We start from the raw sequence: 18,242 nt of genomic DNA on the forward strand, positions 1-18,242 counted from the left end.
ACTGAAGACGTTGCGCCAGGTGCTACGCGAGTGTTGTTCCGGGCTTAAAGCCCCCACCGCCCCAGCTCGGGCTTGCGCTCGTCAAGCAACAGTGCAGGCGCCATGGCGCTCGCCATGTTCAGCAAGTGCATGTCGGTAGATACCGGTGACAGCAGCTGCACGCCAATCGGCATCTGTGCTTCATCGAATCCGGCGGGTAGGGCGATTGCCGGGGTGCCGAGGTAGTTACTGGCGCGGCTGAACGTGCCGATGCTCACGTGAGCAGCGTCCTGGTCATCAAGAGGCAGGGCCCCGTGACCGCTGACCGGCATCAGCAGAGCACCGGATGAGCCGATCGCTCGTCTGAAGGCCTCGGCGGCGTGGGCACGCTGTGCAACGGCGTGTTCGTAGTCGTCACGGCTGATGGCCGCGCCGGCCAGGATGCGATTGCGCACCACCCCCCAGAGCGGCTGCGCAGGGTCATGTGCAAGGTGGCCGAACTCGCGATACCCCTCATAGGCAATGATCATCGAGTTGCACTCGGACAGCCGGCCAATGTTCAACTCATCCTCTGGAACCCAGCTCTGGAGCGTCCAGCCGGCCTTTTCCAGGGTGACCAGGGCCTGATCCCAAACCCGGCGAGCGCCCACGGACAGCGCACTTGGGAACGCGCTCTGGTCCAGTACGAACACCGTGCCCGGCTTGGCTGGTACCAGCTCACCTGCAAGGTCGGCCTGAACGCTCGACCCACTGCCGGTAGACGGGCTGGCAAGGATGGCCGTGAGTGCATGGGCGTCGCCAACATCACGGGCGATCGGGCCCAGCACGTCGAGGCTGGGCGCAAGCGGAACCACACCGTGCACGCTGATGACCCCGCTGGACGGCTTGAAGCCGACCAGATGATTGAGCGATGCGGGGGCTCGGATCGATCCGCCGGTATCGCCCCCCACTGCAACAGGTACAAGCCCTGCGGCAACAGCAACCGCCGCACCTGAAGAGGAACCGCCCGGGGCGCGATGCAGCGTTGTGTCCCACGGGTTCCAGGGCGTGCCTCGGGTCGGGTTCTGCCCGGACAGGCCGAACGCAAATTCGGTCATCTGGGTCTTGCCCAGGATAACCATTCCGGCCGCCTGCAATCGTTGCGCGACGGTGCTGGTCACGGCACTGACAGTGCTCAGGCGGCTCAACGAACCTGCCGATGCCGGGGTATGGGCGATTTCGATGTTGTCCTTGATGGCGACCGGTACGCCATGCAAAGCGCTCAATGGGTGGCCTGCCTCGAGCGCACTGTCGGCGGCATCGGCTGCCGCCAGGGCTTGCTCTGCGAACACTGCGGTAAAGGCATTGAGCTCGCTGCCGCGAGCAATGCGGTCCAGAAAGTAGTGCGTGACGGCACGCGAGGTGATCTGCCGGGTAGCGATCAGATGGGCAATCTGCAGGGCAGACTGGAAACATAGGGCTTCGGATCGTTCGAGCATGGGTTCTAGGTTCTAAGCGGTGTGGGTCGGTAATCCCCGTATCCGATACTCGTTGACGGGGATTGCATGGCGTTGTTCGAGCCAGTGACTATTTCAGTGGCTTTCCGGCTGTTTCCGGCATTTTGATGAAGGTCACAAGCGTGAGCGCGGCGCCTGCGAGCACGTAGTAGAAGAACCAGCTCTCCTGACCGTTGCTCTGCAGCCAGGTCAGCAGATACGGCGTGGTACCGCCCAGCAGCGCCACCATCAGGTTGTAGGGAGCACCAATGCCGACGGCGCGAACGCGGCTGGGGAACTGTTCGGACATGATTGCCGGGGCGATGGAGGTATAGAGCGCGTAGAGCATAAGGCCGAACAGCTCCACCATCAGGATCGACGAGAACGTCGGCTGCATGCTGGTGATGATCGGGTAGAAGAACACCAGGTAGCCCAGGGCGAACACGATCAGTTGCGGCTTGCGCCCGAACTTGTCAGAGAGCATGCCGAAGAGTGGGTGCACGAGCATGAACGCGACCATTGCAACCGTGTTTGCAGCGAACGCTGTCGAGGACTCCACGTGCAGCGCACGGATGGCATAGGTCGGGATGTAGATGACGAACAGGTAGAAGGCAAAGGTGCTCAGGATCGAAAAGCCCACGATCCGCAGGGTCTCGCGCGGATAATCGCGCAGCAGGGTGCGCAGCGGTTGCTTCTCTACCTTGTCTGCGGTTGGCGGCGTGGAGGCTTCTGCTTCAGGTACCGACATACGTAGCCAGATGCCTGCGATACCGCCCAGGGCGCCGAGCAGGAACGGAATGCGCCAGCCGAACTCTCTCATCTGTTCCTCGGTGAGGAGGGTGGTCAGCGCCCAACCGATCGCCGAGGCGGTCAGAATGCCCGCGGCGGAGCTGAAGAACACAAAGCTTGAAAAGAACCCGCGACGGTGGTCCGGCGCCAACTCGGCAAGGTAGGTAGAGGCTGAAGCGTATTCACCGCCCAGCGACAAGCCTTGCATCAGGCGCGCTATCACCAGCAAGACCGGCGCGAGCAGGCCGATCTTCTCGTAGGTGGGGGTGATGCCGATCATCAGGGACCCGCCTGCCATCAGCAGGATGGTGACCCCCAGTGCCGATTTGCGGCCATAGCGATCAGAGTAGATCCCCAGGGCCCAGCCGCCGATCGGGCGCATGAAGAACCCCACGGCGAAAATCGCGAAGGTCGCCAGCAGGGACGCCGTTTCGTCATTTTTTGGAAAGAATTGTGTGGAAAAGAACACCGCGAACGACGCATAGATCGTCCAATCGAACCACTCCACCGCATTGCCAATGCTGCCAGCAGCAATTTTGCGCGCGGTTGATACCTGCGGCTTTGCCGCTTCGGACGTTTGAGTCGCATAATTCATTGGCTTGTGCCTTTGGGTTTGAGTTGTAATTGTTTTTAGACATATGCGGCGTTTTTTTGTATTAATTTGGCCACTTGAGCGAAGGTATTGTAAGGATATGGTCTCGTCAACCGTTGATTCGGATGAAAAAAGACATTTTGCGTTGGATGACGCGGATCTGGCCTGCCTGATTGCACTGCAGGCGAACCCTCGCGGCACCTGGCGGGATCTGAGCGCCGGCTGCGATGTGGCGGAGCGTACGCTTTCGCGTCGGCTGCAACGCTTGATGGACAACGGGTATATCCGGGTGATCGGCGAGCTCGACCCGGTTGTGGTGGGGAGTGGCCCGGTGCTGCATGCCTGGATTCGGGTAGCAGACGGTCGTCAGAGCGAAGTGGCGCAGCACCTGGCGCAGTGGGCACAGACGCAGGTTGTGATGGCGACAACGGGCGAGTTCGACATCTTCACCGAGATCAACCTGCCCAGCGTGGAAGCGCTTTCTGACATGGTGGTGCGGGAGTTGCCGCTGGTGCCGGGGGTTAGGCAGGTTCAGACGCAGGTGGTGCTCAGGTCGTTCCGACGAGCCAGCCGCTGGCGTATTGATGGTTCGGTGCCTACCGAGCCGGTGCTGGCCGGGCCTGTGAGCCTGAGTGCTGACGAAATGCGGTTACTGGGCGCCCTGACCCTGGATGGAAGGGCCAGCCTGGGCGTGCTTGCCGAGACATGTGGAGTCAGTGAGCCGAAGGTTCAGCGGATGCTGAGTGGGCTCGTCGACAGCAATGCCCTGACATTTCGTGTGGAGCTCGAGCCGTTGCTGGTGGGCTATGGGGTAGAGGCGATTGTGTCGTTGCAGACTCGACCGGGTGCGGCGGAGGGCATTGCCCAGGAACTGGCGAAGGATGAACACACGCGTTGCCTGTTTGGCACCAGTGGCGGCTCGCAGCTGTTCTGGCATGTGCTGTGCCGTGATATCCATGATCTATGGACCGTCTCGACCGCCCGCATGGGATCCCTGGAGGGGATCATCTCGTGTGAGACCAATACGGTGGTCAGGGCCTACAAAAGGGCGGGGCGGGTGCGTCGAGGGTTGATGGTCGAGTAGGGTTCATGCCTGCCTTTGTGCAAGCAACGTAGCTGGCTACGTTGCCTGTTTGGGCTTCCAGTAGTCCATCTCGGCCACCGCTCTTTCAATGTCATCCATGTCGTCGCAGCCCAGCTCGAGGTCGAACTTTTCAGTGATTGTTCTTCGCATGGCGGCCAGTCGATGGGTGATCTGGTTTTCATCGATGAACCGTGTCGTCTCTTCGCAATACAGCGCTCTGTTGCGTGGGCTGATGTCGCCATCAACATCCCTGTAGTAATGGCGGGCAATGTCTCTCAGGGAAATGAGCATGTATTCGATATCGGCGACAAGGTGGATGGCTTCTTCTCCAGACAGGAGGATTTCTCTGTTTTCCTTCAGCAGTTTCAATGGGTCTTCCACTCGATCTTTGAACGGGTCAGGTAGCGAGGATATCCCATGTGGCGCTGGCGAACCCCATTGCGGGTCACTCGGATGATGACGGCCCCTGCGGGTCATTCACCAGAGCGGCCGCCGTCGCATGCAGCACCTGCACCAGCCACAGCACCGCGGCCCCCTTGCGGTAAAGCTCATTGACGGTCACGGGCGGGTGTTGGCGTACCACGCTCAAGCTGCTGAACCTGCCGTGCTCATCGTGAAAGGGTTGGGTCCAGCCGAGGCAATCGCCGTGATCCTGCGCGCCTGCCCACAACTCGGGGGGGCTGGTGAAAGCCTCTGGTGTCCACAGCAACGGGAAGGATGAGTGCCGGCTGTGCGCAAGCAGGGGCTCAACGACCGCAGGCTCATGGCGACGGTAGCGCTCGCCCCATGGGTTGGGGCAGTTGCTTTGTGTGATCGAAAAGGTCGGGGTGGTGAAACTGAAGGCGTAGCAGTCGAAACCCAGGCACCGAAGCAGCTTTTCCAATTGCGCCAACTGGCTGTCCAGGTCCTTCGAGCACACCAGCTGACGCAGTTGCTCCGTTGTCCAGTGATCCATCGTTGCTCATCCCTGCATGATGTGAACATCCGTGGATACAGATCAGTTTCTCCTGATAAATACGTATCAGATGCGCCTTTTACGACTGTAGCTCAGCTTTTTTGCGCTATTGCAAAAAGCGCTAACGCTTTTGCCGGGTTGCCTGCCTCTGGTCGGGCCTGCCCTCAGGGTCAAGCTCGCGCAGGCTTGCGGGCCCTTGTGCCGGTGATTCACCAGTCACCTGGCACAGCAACGCGCTGACTCGCTCGCCGTCCACCACGCCCCGTGCCTGCAAGAGGTCGGCCACTGCTACCAGCCCCGCCCAGTACCGGCGTACCAGGCAGCCGGACCGGGCGATGGCCAGGGCCTCGGCATCGAGCAGCTTGTGCGCGGGCAACAGGCTGATCAGTTCATGCCCGCGGCAGCGGTCGCCACGGCCGCTGCCGCGCAAGACCCGGTCATAGCGTGCGTGCCGGTGGATGGCTTCGGCCACGGGCCCGGCAAAGCAGTGCAGCAGGTCGCGCTCGATGGGTTCGACGAGGGAGGGTAGGTACTCGGCAATGCCACGGGCGGCAAAGGCCGGGTGCACGATCAGATAGTCCGCCTCCACCAGCCCCTCGGCAAAGTGCGCACGCCCGTTCAGGTCGATCAGCGGGCCGCTGGCGGCCTGGGCGTGGGTCAGCACGGTCACCCGTGCAATGGGCTGGCCGTTCCACCACACGGCCAGGGCGTGACCGGCCTCGTGGATGGCGGTTGAACGCGGGCGCATGTCCATGGGGCGAGCCTCCCGTGGGGTGGTCGCTCGCCCTGACTACGCCTGCGTTATCGGTGCACGGCTCAGCGAGCGTTTGTCCTACCTTCTGCTCCCTGGCGGGTTCCGTATAAGAGATTATGGCTATCACCCACCAATACTGCGGCTATTTGCCGACTCGGGGGCGGCGAACTAGCCTTAGTTCGGTGCCGGCGCCAGCTGGCCGACCCATCCTGATGAAGAGACAAGATCGCGGCGCTCAGCCGTTCGAGTCGTTGACGATGCAACCTGTGTAACTGATTTCGCACGTTGCCACGGCGCCCTGGCAGGGCTGCCTGGCGACATGAACTCGACCAAGGGTAGCTCTCACATGGCAACTGAATCGAAATGCCCGTTCAATCATGCCGCCGGCGGTGGCACCACCAACCGTGACTGGTGGCCCAACCAGCTCAACCTGAAGATCCTGCATCAGCACGCGCCCCAGGCCGACCCGCTGGGCGAGGGCTTCGACTATGCCCAGGCGTTCAAGAGCCTGGACTTCCAGGCCCTCAAGCAGGACCTCACCGCGCTGATGACCGACTCGCAGGACTGGTGGCCGGCCGACTTCGGCCATTACGGGCCACTGTTCGTGCGCATGGCCTGGCACAGTGCGGGCACCTACCGTACCGGCGACGGGCGCGGCGGTGCCGGCTCCGGCCAGCAGCGCTTCGCGCCGCTCAACAGCTGGCCCGACAACGTCAGCCTCGACAAGGCGCGGCGGCTGCTGTGGCCGATCAAGCAGAAGTACGGGCGGGCGATTTCCTGGGCCGACCTGATCGTGCTCACCGGCAACGTGGCGCTGGAGTCGATGGGCTTCAAGACCTTCGGGTTTTCCGGCGGTCGCCCGGACGTGTGGGCGCCGGACGAGGACGTGTACTGGGGTTCGGAGAACAAATGGCTGGGCGGCGACACGCGCTACGGCAAAGACCCTGAAGCCATGCAGCCGCCGGGCGAGGGCACCCTGGTGGCCGAACCCGAGCAGCACGGCAACGAAGAAAGCCGTACCGAGCAGGGCCGCAACCTGGAGAACCCCCTGGCCGCAGTGCAGATGGGGCTGATCTACGTGAACCCGGAAGGCCCGGAAGGCAACCCCGACCCGGTCGCCGCCGCCAAGGACATTCGCGAGACCTTCGGGCGCATGGCCATGAACGACGAGGAAACCGTGGCCCTGATCGCCGGCGGCCACGCCTTCGGCAAGACCCACGGCGCCGGCCCGGCCGACAACGTGGGCCCCGAGCCTGAAGCGGCAGGCCTGGAGGAGCAGGGTCTGGGCTGGAAGAACAGCTTCGGCACCGGCAAGGGCCCGGACACCATCACCAGCGGCCTGGAAGTGACCTGGACCACCACCCCGACCCGCTGGAGCAACAACTTCCTGGAGAACCTGTTCGGCTTCGAGTGGGAGCTGACCAAGAGCCCGGCCGGGGCCCACCAGTGGACGCCCAAGGGCGGCGCCGGCGCCGGTATCATCCCCGACGCCCACGACCCGTCCAGGCGGCGCAACCCCACCATGCTGACCACCGACCTGTCGCTGCGCTTCGACCCGATCTACGAGAAGATCTCGCGCCGCTACCTGGAAAACCCCGACCAGCTGAGCGATGCCTTTGCCCGCGCCTGGTACAAGCTGATCCACCGTGACATGGGCCCGCTGTCGCGTTACCTGGGCCCGGAACTGCCCGCTGAGGAGCTGCTGTGGCAAGACCCGATTCCCAAGGTCGACCACCCGCTGGTCGATGACGGCGACATCGCCGCGCTCAAGGCCAAGGTATTGGCCTCGGGCCTGTCGGTGGCGCAGCTGGTGTCCACCGCATGGGCGGCGGCTTCCACCTTCAGGGGTTCGGACAAGCGCGGCGGTGCCAATGGCGGGCGGCTGCGCCTGGCCCCGCAGAAGTTCTGGCAGGCCAACCAGCCCGAACAGCTGGCCGCCGTGCTCGCGACCCTGGAAGGCATCCAGAACGAATTCAATGGGGCGCAGGCCGGTGGCAAGAAGATCTCCCTGGCCGATCTGATCGTGCTGGCGGGCAACGCCGGTGTCGAGCAGGCTGCGAAAAACGCCGGGCATACGGTCACGGTGCCGTTCACGCCGGGGCGCACCGATGCCAGCCAGGAGCAGACGGACGTGGAGTCGTTCGGCTTTCTCGAACCCATTGCCGATGGTTTTCGCAACTACCTCAAGGGGCACTACCGTGTGCCGGCCGAAGCGCTGCTGATCGACAAGGCGCAACTGCTGACGCTAAGTGCACCGGAGATGACGGTGCTGGTGGGCGGCCTGCGGGTGCTGGGGGCCAATGCGGGCCAGAGCAGCCATGGCGTGTTCACCCAGCGGCCGCAGGCGCTGACCAACGACTTCTTCACCCACCTGCTGGACATGGGCGTGGAGTGGAAGCCGGTGTCCGAGGCCGCTCAGGCGTTCGAAGGGCGTGATCGCAAAAGCGGGCAGGTGAAGTGGACCGCGACCCGGGTCGACCTGGTGTTCGGCTCGAACGCGCAATTGCGGGCCGTGGCCGAGGTGTATGCCAGTGCGGATGCGCAGCAGCAGTTCGTCAGCGACTTCGTGGCGGCCTGGGCCAAAGTGATGAACCTGGACCGTTTCGATGTGAAGTAGCGCGTTCGTCGGCAAGACCGGCCTCTGCAGAGCAGCACAACCCCTGCAGGGGCCGGCCTTGCCGGCCAAGCGAATGCCTGCAGTACCGGCTCACACGCTGGCCGGCACCTCCCGTTGCAGCGCAAGGCGCGCAACAAGCCGCGTACAACCCGGCAGCGAAACCACCTCCAACTGACCGCCCACCCGGGCGATGCGCGCATGCATGCTGCGCATGCCCACGCTCACCCCGGCGCGCTGTACCGCCAGCACGTCGAAGCCGATACCGTCATCCTCGATGTTCAGCTCCAGGCTGTCGGGCTGCGGCTGCTGCAGCTCAACCTGCACATGCCGGGCACGGCTGTGCTTGACCACATTGGTCAGCGACTCTTCCACCAGGCGTGTCAATGCCATGCACTGCAAGGCGCTGGGCGGTGTGCGCCACTGCGCGGCAAAGTGCCAGGTGCAGGTCACATCCAGTTCGTCGAACAGCTGGGTGAAGCGATGGCGCAGCGGGGCGATCCATTCCTGCGGCGTGGCCGGCACCTTGATGCCGGCGCTGGAGCCATTGTCGATGGTCTGGCGCAGGTCATCACGCAGCAATTTGAGCATCGACAGAAACTGCGGGCCCTGCAGCGGCGTGCTGGCCTGCTCGACCATGGCCATCATGCGCACCAGCGAACCGCCCAGCCCATCATGCAGGTCGTGGGCGATCTGCAGGCGGTCCTGCAGGCGGGAGTTGGTCAGCGCCAGGGCGTGTTCGCGTTCGAGGGTGGTGGCCAGTTCCCCGCGAGCGCGCTCGATGCCTTCGGCCAGCTCCAGGTTGAAGCGCTCGATGCGGCGCACGCTGCGCGCATGGCGCAAGCCCAGCACCACCGACATGCACAGGGTCGTCACCACACTGGTGAGCGGTGTCCACGCGGGCGTTTCGCCGATCAGCTTGAGCATTATCAGCAGGTCATGGGCCCCGGCCAGCATGAATATCAGCAGGCTGGCGGCCAGCCACACATGCTCGGGCCGCCGGGTGCGCAAGGCATGCAACTGAAACTGCAGGCAGTTGAGGAAAAACACCGTCGCCGTGCTCAGCACCGCCACCAGTTGCGCGTTGCCGACGCGGGCATCCGGGGCCAGTGCCATCAAGGCCACCAGTGCGGCAGTCAGCAGCCAGAGTGCCTTCTCCAGGCGCGGCAGCGATTGCCCGCCAAAGCGCCAGACAAACACGCAGAAACAGGTGACGTACATCACCAGCGCGATGCCGTTGAAGCGCGCAGCCATCAGGGTGGTGGAGAAGGGCCAGGGGCTGGTCATCAGTATATTGGCGATGAACAGCACCCAGCACAGGGCCATGGCCGCATACCAGCCAAAGATCCGTTGCTCGCGGCGGATCACCCAGATACAGAAGAACAGCCCGCCCAGCACCGCCGAGACGGTCAGGTTGAGCACGAACAACGAGCGGTTGGTCCACAGCAATTCTTCATACAGCTGGCGTGCCGAGGCCTCATCCCCCAGGTACACCGGCCCCAGCCCGGGTGACTGTACCGCCAGGCCCACCACACGTACCCACAGCGTGTTGACGCCTTCGTTCAACAGGCCTTCGGGCAGGTGCCAGTAGCGGGGCATGTTCCAGCTGCGTGACAGCGGCTCGCTCAGCTGGCTGTCACGCCACAGGCGCTGGTCGTTGACGAACACTTCGCCGGCCATGATCACCGAGCGCAGCGTCAGTGCCACCGGCATGCGTTGACCGGCCGCGCAGTCGCGCTGCCACTGGAGGCGGTACCACACCGTGCCGTCGTGCTGCGGCCAGCGTCGGCTCCAGTCGTCGGGCAGGGTCACGGCCTGCCAGGGGCCGGCCGCGGGGCGGTTGCCCTGGTCATCACCCTGGGCGGCGGCTACCGACAGCACCTGCACGGTGCAGCTTGCACCGCCCGGCGTTGCAGCCTGCGCTGCACCCGACAGGCACAGGACGAGCAGCCAGCACGCCATCAGGCCTCTCAATCGAGCAGACCACGCGTGCGTGCCGCATGGATGGCGCGGGTGCGCGAAGACACCGCCAGCTTGCGATAGATGCGTTTGACGTGGCATTCGACGGTGTAGCGCGACAGGTTCAGCTGTTCGGCGATTTCGCGGTTGCCCAGGCCCTCGGCCACCAGGCGCAGGATCTGGTCTTCACGCGGGGTCAGGCGTTCGCCATCGGCGGTGTCGACCGGCTGGGCGGCCCCCGGGCGCAGTTCCTCGATGATGCGCCGGGCCACGAACGGGTCGATGGGGGCGCCACCGCGCAGCACGCTGCGCAGCGACAACAGGATCTCCAGGTCGTCGCGTTCCTTGAGCACATAGCCGGTGGCGCCTGCCCGCAGCGCCGCGAGCAGGGTGTCTTCGGTGCTCCATGCCGAGATCACCAGGATCGCCTGGCCGGGGTCGGTGGCGTGCATCTCTTCGATCAGCTCGATGCCGTTGCCGTCGGGCAGGCCCAGGTCTACCAGCGCCAGCGCCACCGGCTGCGCCGCCAGGCAGGCGCGGGCCTCGGCCAGCGAGCTGGCGAACAGCAGGGCCTCGGGCCGGTAGCCCAGTTGCAGCAGCAGGGCTTCCAGGCGGCGGTGGATCAGCGGCTCGTCCTCCACCAGCAGTACCGGCGCGAGCAGCGTGGGTTCGGGAACAGTCGTCTGGATAGGCATGGGCAGTCTCGGGCGCGCGGTAGGGGCGACTGTGCCCCATGCAGCGGCCAATAGGTATCCCTGAAAACAGGTAAATGAAGCCTCATAGCCTACCCCACGCCCCGGTGCTAGCCCAGCGCCATTACCGCGATCACGCCCAGCGCCAGCAGCACCAGCATCGCCCCCGTGGCCCGCTCCAGCCACGGCAGGGCACGGGCGAAGCGGCGGCGCACGTGGCGGTTGCCGATCACCACCGCCACCAGCAGGTCCCACGCCAGCACCACGCCGAACATCCACAGGCCGTAGGCCAGCTTCCAGCCAGGGCTTGCCTGCGGCCCGCTCAGCATGGCCGCCAGGCTGGCGTAGAACAGCGCGTTCTTGGGGTTGAGGATGCCGGACACCACCCCCATGCCGGCGGCGCCCAGCCAGGTGGTGGCCGCGGGCGACGGTGCCGGCGACCCCTGCGGGGCAACCTCCAGCGTGCTGGCACCGGCATGGCGGATGAACAGCCAGCCCAGGTACAGCAGGTAGGCGCAACCGGCCAGTTGCAGCACGATGAACAGCGTGCTGTGCGGCTGCAGCACCGACACGCCGGTAAAGGCGGCGACAATGAACACCCCGTTGGCCAGTGCGATGCCCAGGCAGGCTCCGCTGGCCACGCGCCAGCTGGTGGCCAGGGAGGTGCGCGCCACCAGGAAGAAATCCGGCCCCGGTGACAGCAGCGCCAGAAAGTGCGCTGCTGCAATGATCAGGAACTGCTCCATGTAACCTTCACTTCTATGGATGTGGGTCCAGGAAGTGTGTGGCGGGGCCGCGGGCGGCGTATTGAACAAAATTGCGCAGGTTCAGGCGGCGTGACGGGCGAACAGCTTTTCCAGTTGCTGCCACAAGGCCGGGTCGGTGCTGAACGCCACGTTGAAGCGCATCCAGCCGGTGGCCTGGGCGTCGACCATGAACAACTGGCCGGGGCCGATCATGATGCCGCGCTCCAGGGCGTCGTCCACCAGCGCTGCGCTGTTGGCGATCTGCGGGTGGCGGGTCCACAGGTACATGCCCTCGTCGGACTCGACGAAAATCTCGAAGCCCAGGCGGTTCAGGCGCCGGCTGACCTCCTGCTGCGCCTCGGCCAGGCGCTGGCGCAGGCGCTTGAGGTGCTTGCGCCAGCGCCCGTCGGTGATGGCCGCATACACCACGCGTTCCATCACCTGTGAGGTGGTCAGGCCCGAGCGCATCTTCAGTTGCAGCAGCTTCTGGATCAGTTCGGGGTTGGCCAGCATGTAGCCCACCCGCACGTTCGGCGAGATGCTCTTGGAATAGCTGCCCACGTACACCACCTGCTGCAGGTGGTCCAGGCTGCTCAGGCACGGTTGCGGTTCGGCCACCATGTCGGCGTACAGGTTGTTCTCCACCAGGCGAAAGCCGTGTTGCGCCGACAGTTGCAGCAGGCGGTGCAGTTGCGCCAGCGGGGTGCGCGAGCAGGTGGGGCTGTGCAGGTGCGGCTGGGTGAAGAACACCGTGGGCCGGTGGTGGGCCAGCAGCCGCTCGAGATGCTCCAGGTCGTACCCGGCCGGGGTGCGCGGCACGCCGATCAGGGTGGCGCCCTGAAAGCGCAGGATGCTCATCAGGTTGGGGTAGCCCGGGTCGTCCACCAGCACCACATCGCCTGGGCGCACCAGGGTGCGCACCGCCAGGTCCAGCGCCTGGCTGGCGCCGTGGGTGAGCATCAGCTGGTTGGGGTTGGCCACGATGCGCTGGTCCTGTTCCAGGTTCTGCGCGGTGAGGGTGCGCAGCTCGAGCAGGCCCATGGGGTCGCCGTAACCGCTCAGTTCCATCACGCTGCCGGCCACCTGGCGCAGCCCGCGGCGCAGGCCGTCCTCGAACATCCACTCGTTGGGCAGCCAGCCACAGCCGGGCTTGAAGGCCAGTTGGCGGCTTTCGAAGATGTTCTGCAGGTACCACTCGGAGTTGAACTCCGGCTTGCCCGGCTCGGCGTCGCTGGCCTGGCTTTCGATGCGCTCGTTGACCGAGCGGTTGACGAAGAAGCCGGCATTGCCGCGGCTGACCAGCAGGCCCTGGGCCACCAGCCGATCGTAGGCTTCGACCACGGTGAAGGTGCTGACCGAGTAGGTGGCGGCGAAGGCGCGGATGGACGGTACCTTGGCACCGGGTTTGAGGGTCTGGTTCTCGATCAACTCACGCAACCCGTTGATGATCTGGTTGACGAGCGGGGGGGCGGAGTCGGGTCGTAATTCAAGCATGTTGGGGCTGTGCCTTCAGGGTGCGTAACGCCTGGCGCCTGCAGGGAACGGGGGTGTACTGCATTGGCGGCCTGTACAGTGCAGTGCATATTTCACGGCGCTGTGCATGGCTCTCTGTGTCGTACATTTTTACATTAGGGGTCTGTATTCGCCAGCTAAAGCATGTTGAGAGGCCCGATCACTACCGCCAGGGGCAAGCCCCCGGGCGTGCACAGCACGATTGCCGACCTTCAAGGCCATGGATGCCCGCCGGGTTTGCGATCCATCCCGTACACAATCAGACACTGACGAGCAATGAAGCCCGGCATTCGCCGGTCTTGCGTGTTCGCTGGAAAAAGAAAAACAAGGGGTAGACAACTGATGGACGCTACATCGACTTCCACATCCTCCAAGGTGGAGCCCGAGAGCAAGCTTAGCGCTTCGCTCAAATCGCGCCACCTGACCATGATGTCCATCGCCGGGGTGATCGGCGGTGCGCTGTTCGTGGGCTCGGGGAGTGTGATCCACAGCGCCGGGCCGGCCGCCATCCTGGCGTACCTGGCCGGCGGCATCCTGGTGGTGCTGATCATGCGCATGCTGGGTGAAATGGCCACCTCCTCGCCAGACACCGGCTCGTTCTCCACCTACGCCGAGCGCGCCATCGGGCGCTGGGCAGGCTTCACCATCGGCTGGTTGTACTGGTGGTTCTGGGTCATCCTGATGGCCTGGGAAGCCTACGTGGCGGGCAAGATCCTGCACGGCTGGTTCCCCTCCATCAGCGTCAACGTGTTCGTGCTGGCCACTACCCTGGTGCTGATCAGCGTCAACTTCTTCAACGTCAAGCACTACGGGGAGTTCGAATTCTGGTTCGCGCTGATAAAGGTGGTGGCGATCATATGCTTCCTTGTGGTGTGCGGGCTGGCCTTGGCCAACCTGTGGCCCACCGGTGAGGTCCACGGCATCAGCAACCTCACGGCCCAGGGCTTCATGCCCAATGGGGTGGAGGCAGTGGTGGTGGCCATGCTGGGGGTGATGTTCGCCTTCCTGGGCGCCGAAATCGTGACCATCGCGGCCGCCGAGTCGAAGAACCCGTCCGAGCAGATCGTCAAGGCCACCAACTCGGTGGTGTGGCGTGTGTGCCTGTTCTATGTGGGTTCGATCTTCCTGATCGTGGCCCTGGTGCCGTGGAACGACCCGCTGATGGGCCAGTCGGGCTACGGTTCGTACCGTCGTACCCTGGAACTGCTGGGCATTCCGGGCGCTGAGTTCGTGATGAACTTCGTGGTGCTGACCTCGGTGAGCAGCTGCCTGATCTCGGCGCACTACACCGCCTCGCGCATGCTGTTCTCTCTGTCGACCCGCGGTGATGCACCGTCGTTCTTCAAGATCACCCGCGCCGGTACCGGTGTGCCGGTGTTCGCCATCATCGGTTCGTGCTCGGTGGCGGTGTTCGTCGCCCTGATCAACTTCAGCGACACCCTGCGCCCGAAAGACGTGCTGGACGTGCTGATGAACACCACCGGCATGATCGCCTTGCTGGTGTACCTGGTGATCGCGTTCTCGCAACTGAAGATGCGCCGCAAGCTGGAAGCCGAGGGCAAGGAAATCCGCCTGAAGATGTGGTTGTTCCCGTGGCTGACCTACCTGGTGATCGTGTTCATCATCGGGTGCCTGGTGACCATGGCCTTTGTGCCGGACTACCAGGTACTGGTGTTCTCCACCGGTGCGGCGGCGGCCATCGTGGCACTGATGGGCGTGTTCATGCACGTGCGTGCGGCCAGGCAGCTCAAGGGCTGACAGGCACCATGACGAAAAAGACCAGGGCCGCGAACGGCCCTGGTTTTTTTTTGCCTGCCCGCGGCGCGGATGCCGCCCGCCGGGTTCGTCCTACAGGCAGTGGCCGTGATGCCGGTAAACAATCCCCATCACGGCACCGGGCAATCATCGCAACGTTGATTGCAGTGTGCCAGTACGCCTGCCTAGCATGCCCGTTTGCTCGATTCGGCACGGAGTGCAGGCATGAAGATCGTTCACAAGGCTGGCCTGGCGGCCGCCACATTGCTGTTCATTACCACCGGATTGCTGTCGGTCACGCAGGTCAGCCAGGTGCGCGACGCCCTGCACAAGCAAGTTTCTGCCGGCATCGCCGAGTCCAGCGGTGCCCTGGCCCGGCAGATAGAGAACTGGCTGAACGCCAAGCTCAAGCTCATGGGCCTGGTGGCGCAGGCCATCGACAGCCGTTACAGCCCTGAAAACACCCAGCGCATCATCGACAGCCCGATGCTCAAGGACGAGTTCATCCTGATATTCGGCGCCTTGCAACGCGACGGCAAACCCCTCACCAACACGCCCAGCTGGCGCCCCGATGCGAGCTGGGACGGGCGCACACGGCCCTGGTATGCCGTCGCCAAGGGCGCCGACAAGGCGGTGCTCACCGAGCCCTACATCGACTCGGCCACTGGCGAAACGCTGATTTCGGCGGTCACGCGCCTCTACGATGGCGCTACCTTCGCCGGCGTGCTGGGCGGCGATATCCGCCTCAAGAGCGTGGCCGATGCCATCAATACCCTGGACTTCAACGGCGCCGGCCATGCCTTTCTGCTCAGCCGCAACGGCACGATCATTTCCCACCCCGACAGCCAGTACAACGGCAAGCCCTACAGCAGCCTGTTCGATGGCCAGCACCCGGCGCTGGACAGCCAGCTGCAGACGGTTAGAACCGGCGATCACGATTCACTGGTGTCCTTCACTCCGCTGACCTACCTGGAGGGCATGGACTGGCTGATCGGCGTGGTGCTCGACCAGCGCATCGTGATGGCCGAGGCCGACAGCCTGACCTGGCGTGCAGTGCTGGCCACGCTGCTCGGCGTGCTGGTGAGCCTCGTGGTGCTGGGCCTGCTGCTCGGGCGCCTGCTCAAGCCGCTGGACCTGCTGCACCGCTCGTTCCATGAGGTCAACCAGGGCGACGGCGACTTGACGCGGTGCCTGCCCGACGGCGGCAATGACGAGGTGGCGCTGGTGTCGCGCGAGTTCAACGGCTTTCTGGGCAACCTGCAGAACCTGATCCATCAGGTGATGAGCACCTCCAACCAGGTGCGCGAGAGCACCCACCTGACGTCGGCCGAAGCCACCCGGACCGATGAACGCCTGCAGCGCCAGTTGCAGGAGCTGGACCAACTGGCCACGGCCATGCAGGAGATGGCCTCCACCGCCGAAGACGTCGCGCGCAACGCCCAGGCAGCGGCGCAGGCCGCAGTGATTGCCGACGAGGAAGCACACGGCGGCGAGGACGTGGTGCGACGCTCGACCGCGGCGATCCGGCAACTGGCCAGCGAAATGGACGACACTGGCCATGCAATCAATGACCTGTCGCGCCTCAGCGACAACATCGAGTCGATCCTGGCGGTGATTACCAGCATTGCCGAGCAGACCAACCTGCTGGCGCTCAATGCTGCCATCGAGGCTGCACGTGCCGGCGAGACGGGGCGAGGTTTCGCGGTGGTGGCCGACGAGGTGCGCACGCTGGCCTCGCGCACCCAGCAGTCGACCCAGGAGATCCGCCAGATGATCGACCAGCTGCAGGCCGGGGTGCGCCACGCCGAGTCGCGCATGCAGCACAACCGCGACAGCGCCGGCAAGACCGCCGAGGAGGCGGGCGCGGCCAACGACAGGCTCGTGCGCATTCGCCAGGCGATCACCCGCATCAACGACATGAACACCCAGATCGCCACCGCGGCCGAGCAGCAGAGCGCCACCAGCGAAGAGATCAACCGCAACACCACGACCATTCGCGACATCAGTCATGAAGTGGCCGCAGGCACCCAGGTGCAGGTGCGCCAGTGTGCGGTGATGGTGGAGCAGGTGGGGCAACAGCACCACCTGCTGGGGCGTTTCAACCTGTGAGGCGGGGGCTCAGGCCTTGAGCGAGGCCATGTCGATCACGAAGCGGTACTTCACGTCGCCGGCGATCATGCGGCTGTAGGCCTCGTTGATGTGCTGGATGTCGAGCATCTCGATGTCGCAGCAAATGCCGTGCTCGGCGCAGAAGTCCAGCACCTCCTGGGTTTCGGCGATGCCGCCGATCAGCGAGCCGGCCAGTACGCGGCGCTTGAGCACCAGGTTGGCGGCGTGCAGGGGCGGCTCCACCGGTTCGATCAGGCCCACCAGGATGTGCACGCCGTCGAACTTCAGGGTTTCCAGGTAGGGGTTGAGGTCGTGCTGCACCGGGATGGTGTCGAGCAGAAAGTCGAAGTGCCCGGCCACCTCGGCCATCTGCGCGGCATCGGTGGACACCACCACATGGTCGGCGCCCTGGCGGCGGGCTTCCTCGGCCTTGCTGGCCGAACGGGTGAACAGGGTGACTTCGGCGCCCATGGCCTTGGCCAGCTTGATGCCCATGTGACCCAGGCCGCCCATGCCGAGGATGCCGACCTTGTGCCCGGCCTTGACCCCGTGGTGCTTGAGCGGCGAATAGGTGGTGATGCCGGCGCAGAGGATCGGCGCGGCGCTGGCCAGGTCCATGCCGGCCGGAATGCGCACCACGAAATGCTGGTCGACCACGATACTGCTGGAATAGCCGCCCATGGTGTTGCTGCCGTCGACCCGGTCGGGGGTGGCGTAGGTCATGGTCGGGCCTTCGAGGCAGTACTGTTCCAGGTTGGCGGCGCAGGCCTGGCAGTGGCGGCAGGAGTCGACCATGCAGCCCACACCCACCAGGTCACCCACCTGATAGCGGCTGACGCTGGCGCCCACGGCAGTGACCTTGCCCACGATTTCGTGGCCGGGCATCAGCGGGTACACGGCGATGCCCCATTCGTTGCGGGCCTGGTGGATATCGGAGTGGCACACGCCGCAGTAGAGAATCTCGATGGCCACGTCGTCGGGGCGTGGGCTGCGGCGCTGGAAGGTCATGGGGGCGAGGGGCGTGGTGGCCGACTGGGCGGCGTAGCCGATGGCGGTGTACATGGGGGAACCTCGCAAAAGCAATGACGGTAGAGGCGGCGCATTGTCCGCGCGGGCAACGGGCGTGCCCACCGGCATTCCTCTGCGTGTCATGCCTGATTCTCCGGACCTGCGGGGGTGTCGCCCGGGCGGGCCGCTTCGCCGGCAAAGCCGGCGCCTACTGGCGAA

14 protein-coding genes are annotated in these 18,242 nt (G+C 64.6%); 4 read left to right on the top strand and 10 right to left on the bottom strand.

Annotated elements, in window-relative coordinates; genetic code table 11:
• Nucleotides 1–44: 44 nt before the first annotated feature.
• On the bottom strand, nt 45–1,457 hold the full coding sequence (locus tag NJH59_RS16640; protein ID WP_253087043.1) for an amidase: 1,413 nt from the start codon (nt 1,455–1,457) through the stop codon (nt 45–47).
• A gap of 88 nt (nt 1,458–1,545) precedes the next feature.
• Nucleotides 1,546–2,838: an MFS transporter gene (locus tag NJH59_RS16645; RefSeq protein ID WP_043861683.1), complete on the bottom strand. Its 1,293-nt coding sequence runs from the start codon at nt 2,836–2,838 to the stop codon at nt 1,546–1,548.
• A 97-nt stretch (nt 2,839–2,935) separates the two neighbouring features.
• Here NJH59_RS16645 and NJH59_RS16650 point away from each other — a divergent pair, with 97 nt between their 5' ends.
• A complete protein-coding gene (locus NJH59_RS16650) occupies nt 2,936–3,919 on the top strand; it encodes an Lrp/AsnC family transcriptional regulator (protein ID WP_054914269.1) in 984 nt (327 codons plus the stop codon).
• A 36-nt stretch (nt 3,920–3,955) separates the two neighbouring features.
• Here NJH59_RS16650 and NJH59_RS16655 read toward each other — a convergent pair whose 3' ends face one another.
• The 3 genes from NJH59_RS16655 to NJH59_RS16665 all read right to left on the bottom strand — a co-directional run bounded on the left by NJH59_RS16655 (nt 3,956) and on the right by NJH59_RS16665 (nt 5,628).
• On the bottom strand, nt 3,956–4,288 hold the full coding sequence (locus NJH59_RS16655; protein WP_253087044.1) for a hypothetical protein: 333 nt from the start codon (nt 4,286–4,288) through the stop codon (nt 3,956–3,958).
• 76 nt (nt 4,289–4,364) lie between these two features.
• A complete protein-coding gene (locus tag NJH59_RS16660; protein WP_253087045.1) occupies nt 4,365–4,874 on the bottom strand; it encodes an autoinducer binding domain-containing protein in 510 nt (169 codons plus the stop codon).
• A 121-nt stretch (nt 4,875–4,995) separates the two neighbouring features.
• Entirely contained in the window at nt 4,996–5,628 is a 633-nt protein-coding gene (locus NJH59_RS16665; RefSeq protein ID WP_231390775.1) for a hypothetical protein, read from the bottom strand.
• A 346-nt stretch (nt 5,629–5,974) separates the two neighbouring features.
• Here NJH59_RS16665 and katG point away from each other — a divergent pair, with 346 nt between their 5' ends.
• Nucleotides 5,975–8,245 (top strand): catalase/peroxidase HPI, encoded by a 2,271-nt coding sequence (katG, locus tag NJH59_RS16670; protein ID WP_253087046.1) that lies wholly within the window; start codon nt 5,975–5,977, stop codon nt 8,243–8,245.
• Between the two features lie 90 nt (nt 8,246–8,335).
• Here katG and NJH59_RS16675 read toward each other — a convergent pair whose 3' ends face one another.
• The 4 genes from NJH59_RS16675 to NJH59_RS16690 all read right to left on the bottom strand — a co-directional run bounded on the left by NJH59_RS16675 (nt 8,336) and on the right by NJH59_RS16690 (nt 13,133).
• Nucleotides 8,336–10,204, bottom strand: a complete 1,869-nt coding sequence (locus tag NJH59_RS16675; RefSeq protein WP_253087047.1) for an ATP-binding protein — start codon at nt 10,202–10,204, stop codon at nt 8,336–8,338.
• An 8-nt stretch (nt 10,205–10,212) separates the two neighbouring features.
• A complete protein-coding gene (locus NJH59_RS16680; RefSeq protein ID WP_043861687.1) occupies nt 10,213–10,896 on the bottom strand; it encodes a response regulator transcription factor in 684 nt (227 codons plus the stop codon).
• 107 nt (nt 10,897–11,003) lie between these two features.
• Complete coding sequence (locus NJH59_RS16685) at nt 11,004–11,639, bottom strand: LysE family translocator (protein ID WP_043861688.1); 636 nt, start codon at nt 11,637–11,639, stop codon at nt 11,004–11,006.
• Between the two features lie 81 nt (nt 11,640–11,720).
• The gene (locus NJH59_RS16690) at nt 11,721–13,133 is read right to left on the bottom strand and encodes a PLP-dependent aminotransferase family protein (protein ID WP_043861689.1); all 1,413 of its coding nucleotides are present in this window, start codon (nt 13,131–13,133) and stop codon (nt 11,721–11,723) included.
• A 360-nt stretch (nt 13,134–13,493) separates the two neighbouring features.
• Between NJH59_RS16690 and NJH59_RS16695 the strand changes: the two genes are divergently transcribed.
• Nucleotides 13,494–14,909: an amino acid permease gene (locus NJH59_RS16695; protein WP_253087048.1), complete on the top strand. Its 1,416-nt coding sequence runs from the start codon at nt 13,494–13,496 to the stop codon at nt 14,907–14,909.
• Nucleotides 14,910–15,131: 222 nt separating this feature from the next.
• Entirely contained in the window at nt 15,132–17,015 is a 1,884-nt protein-coding gene (locus NJH59_RS16700) for a methyl-accepting chemotaxis protein (RefSeq protein ID WP_253087049.1), read from the top strand.
• A 9-nt stretch (nt 17,016–17,024) separates the two neighbouring features.
• On the opposite strand, the gene NJH59_RS16705 is transcribed toward NJH59_RS16700, so the two are convergent.
• Entirely contained in the window at nt 17,025–18,077 is a 1,053-nt protein-coding gene (locus tag NJH59_RS16705) for an NAD(P)-dependent alcohol dehydrogenase (RefSeq protein WP_253087050.1), read from the bottom strand.
• Between the last annotated feature and the right edge of the window lie 165 nt (nt 18,078–18,242).

This window comes from Pseudomonas sp. VE 267-6A, assembly GCF_024126555.1.
Lineage (GTDB): Bacteria > Pseudomonadota > Gammaproteobacteria > Pseudomonadales > Pseudomonadaceae > Aquipseudomonas > Aquipseudomonas palmensis.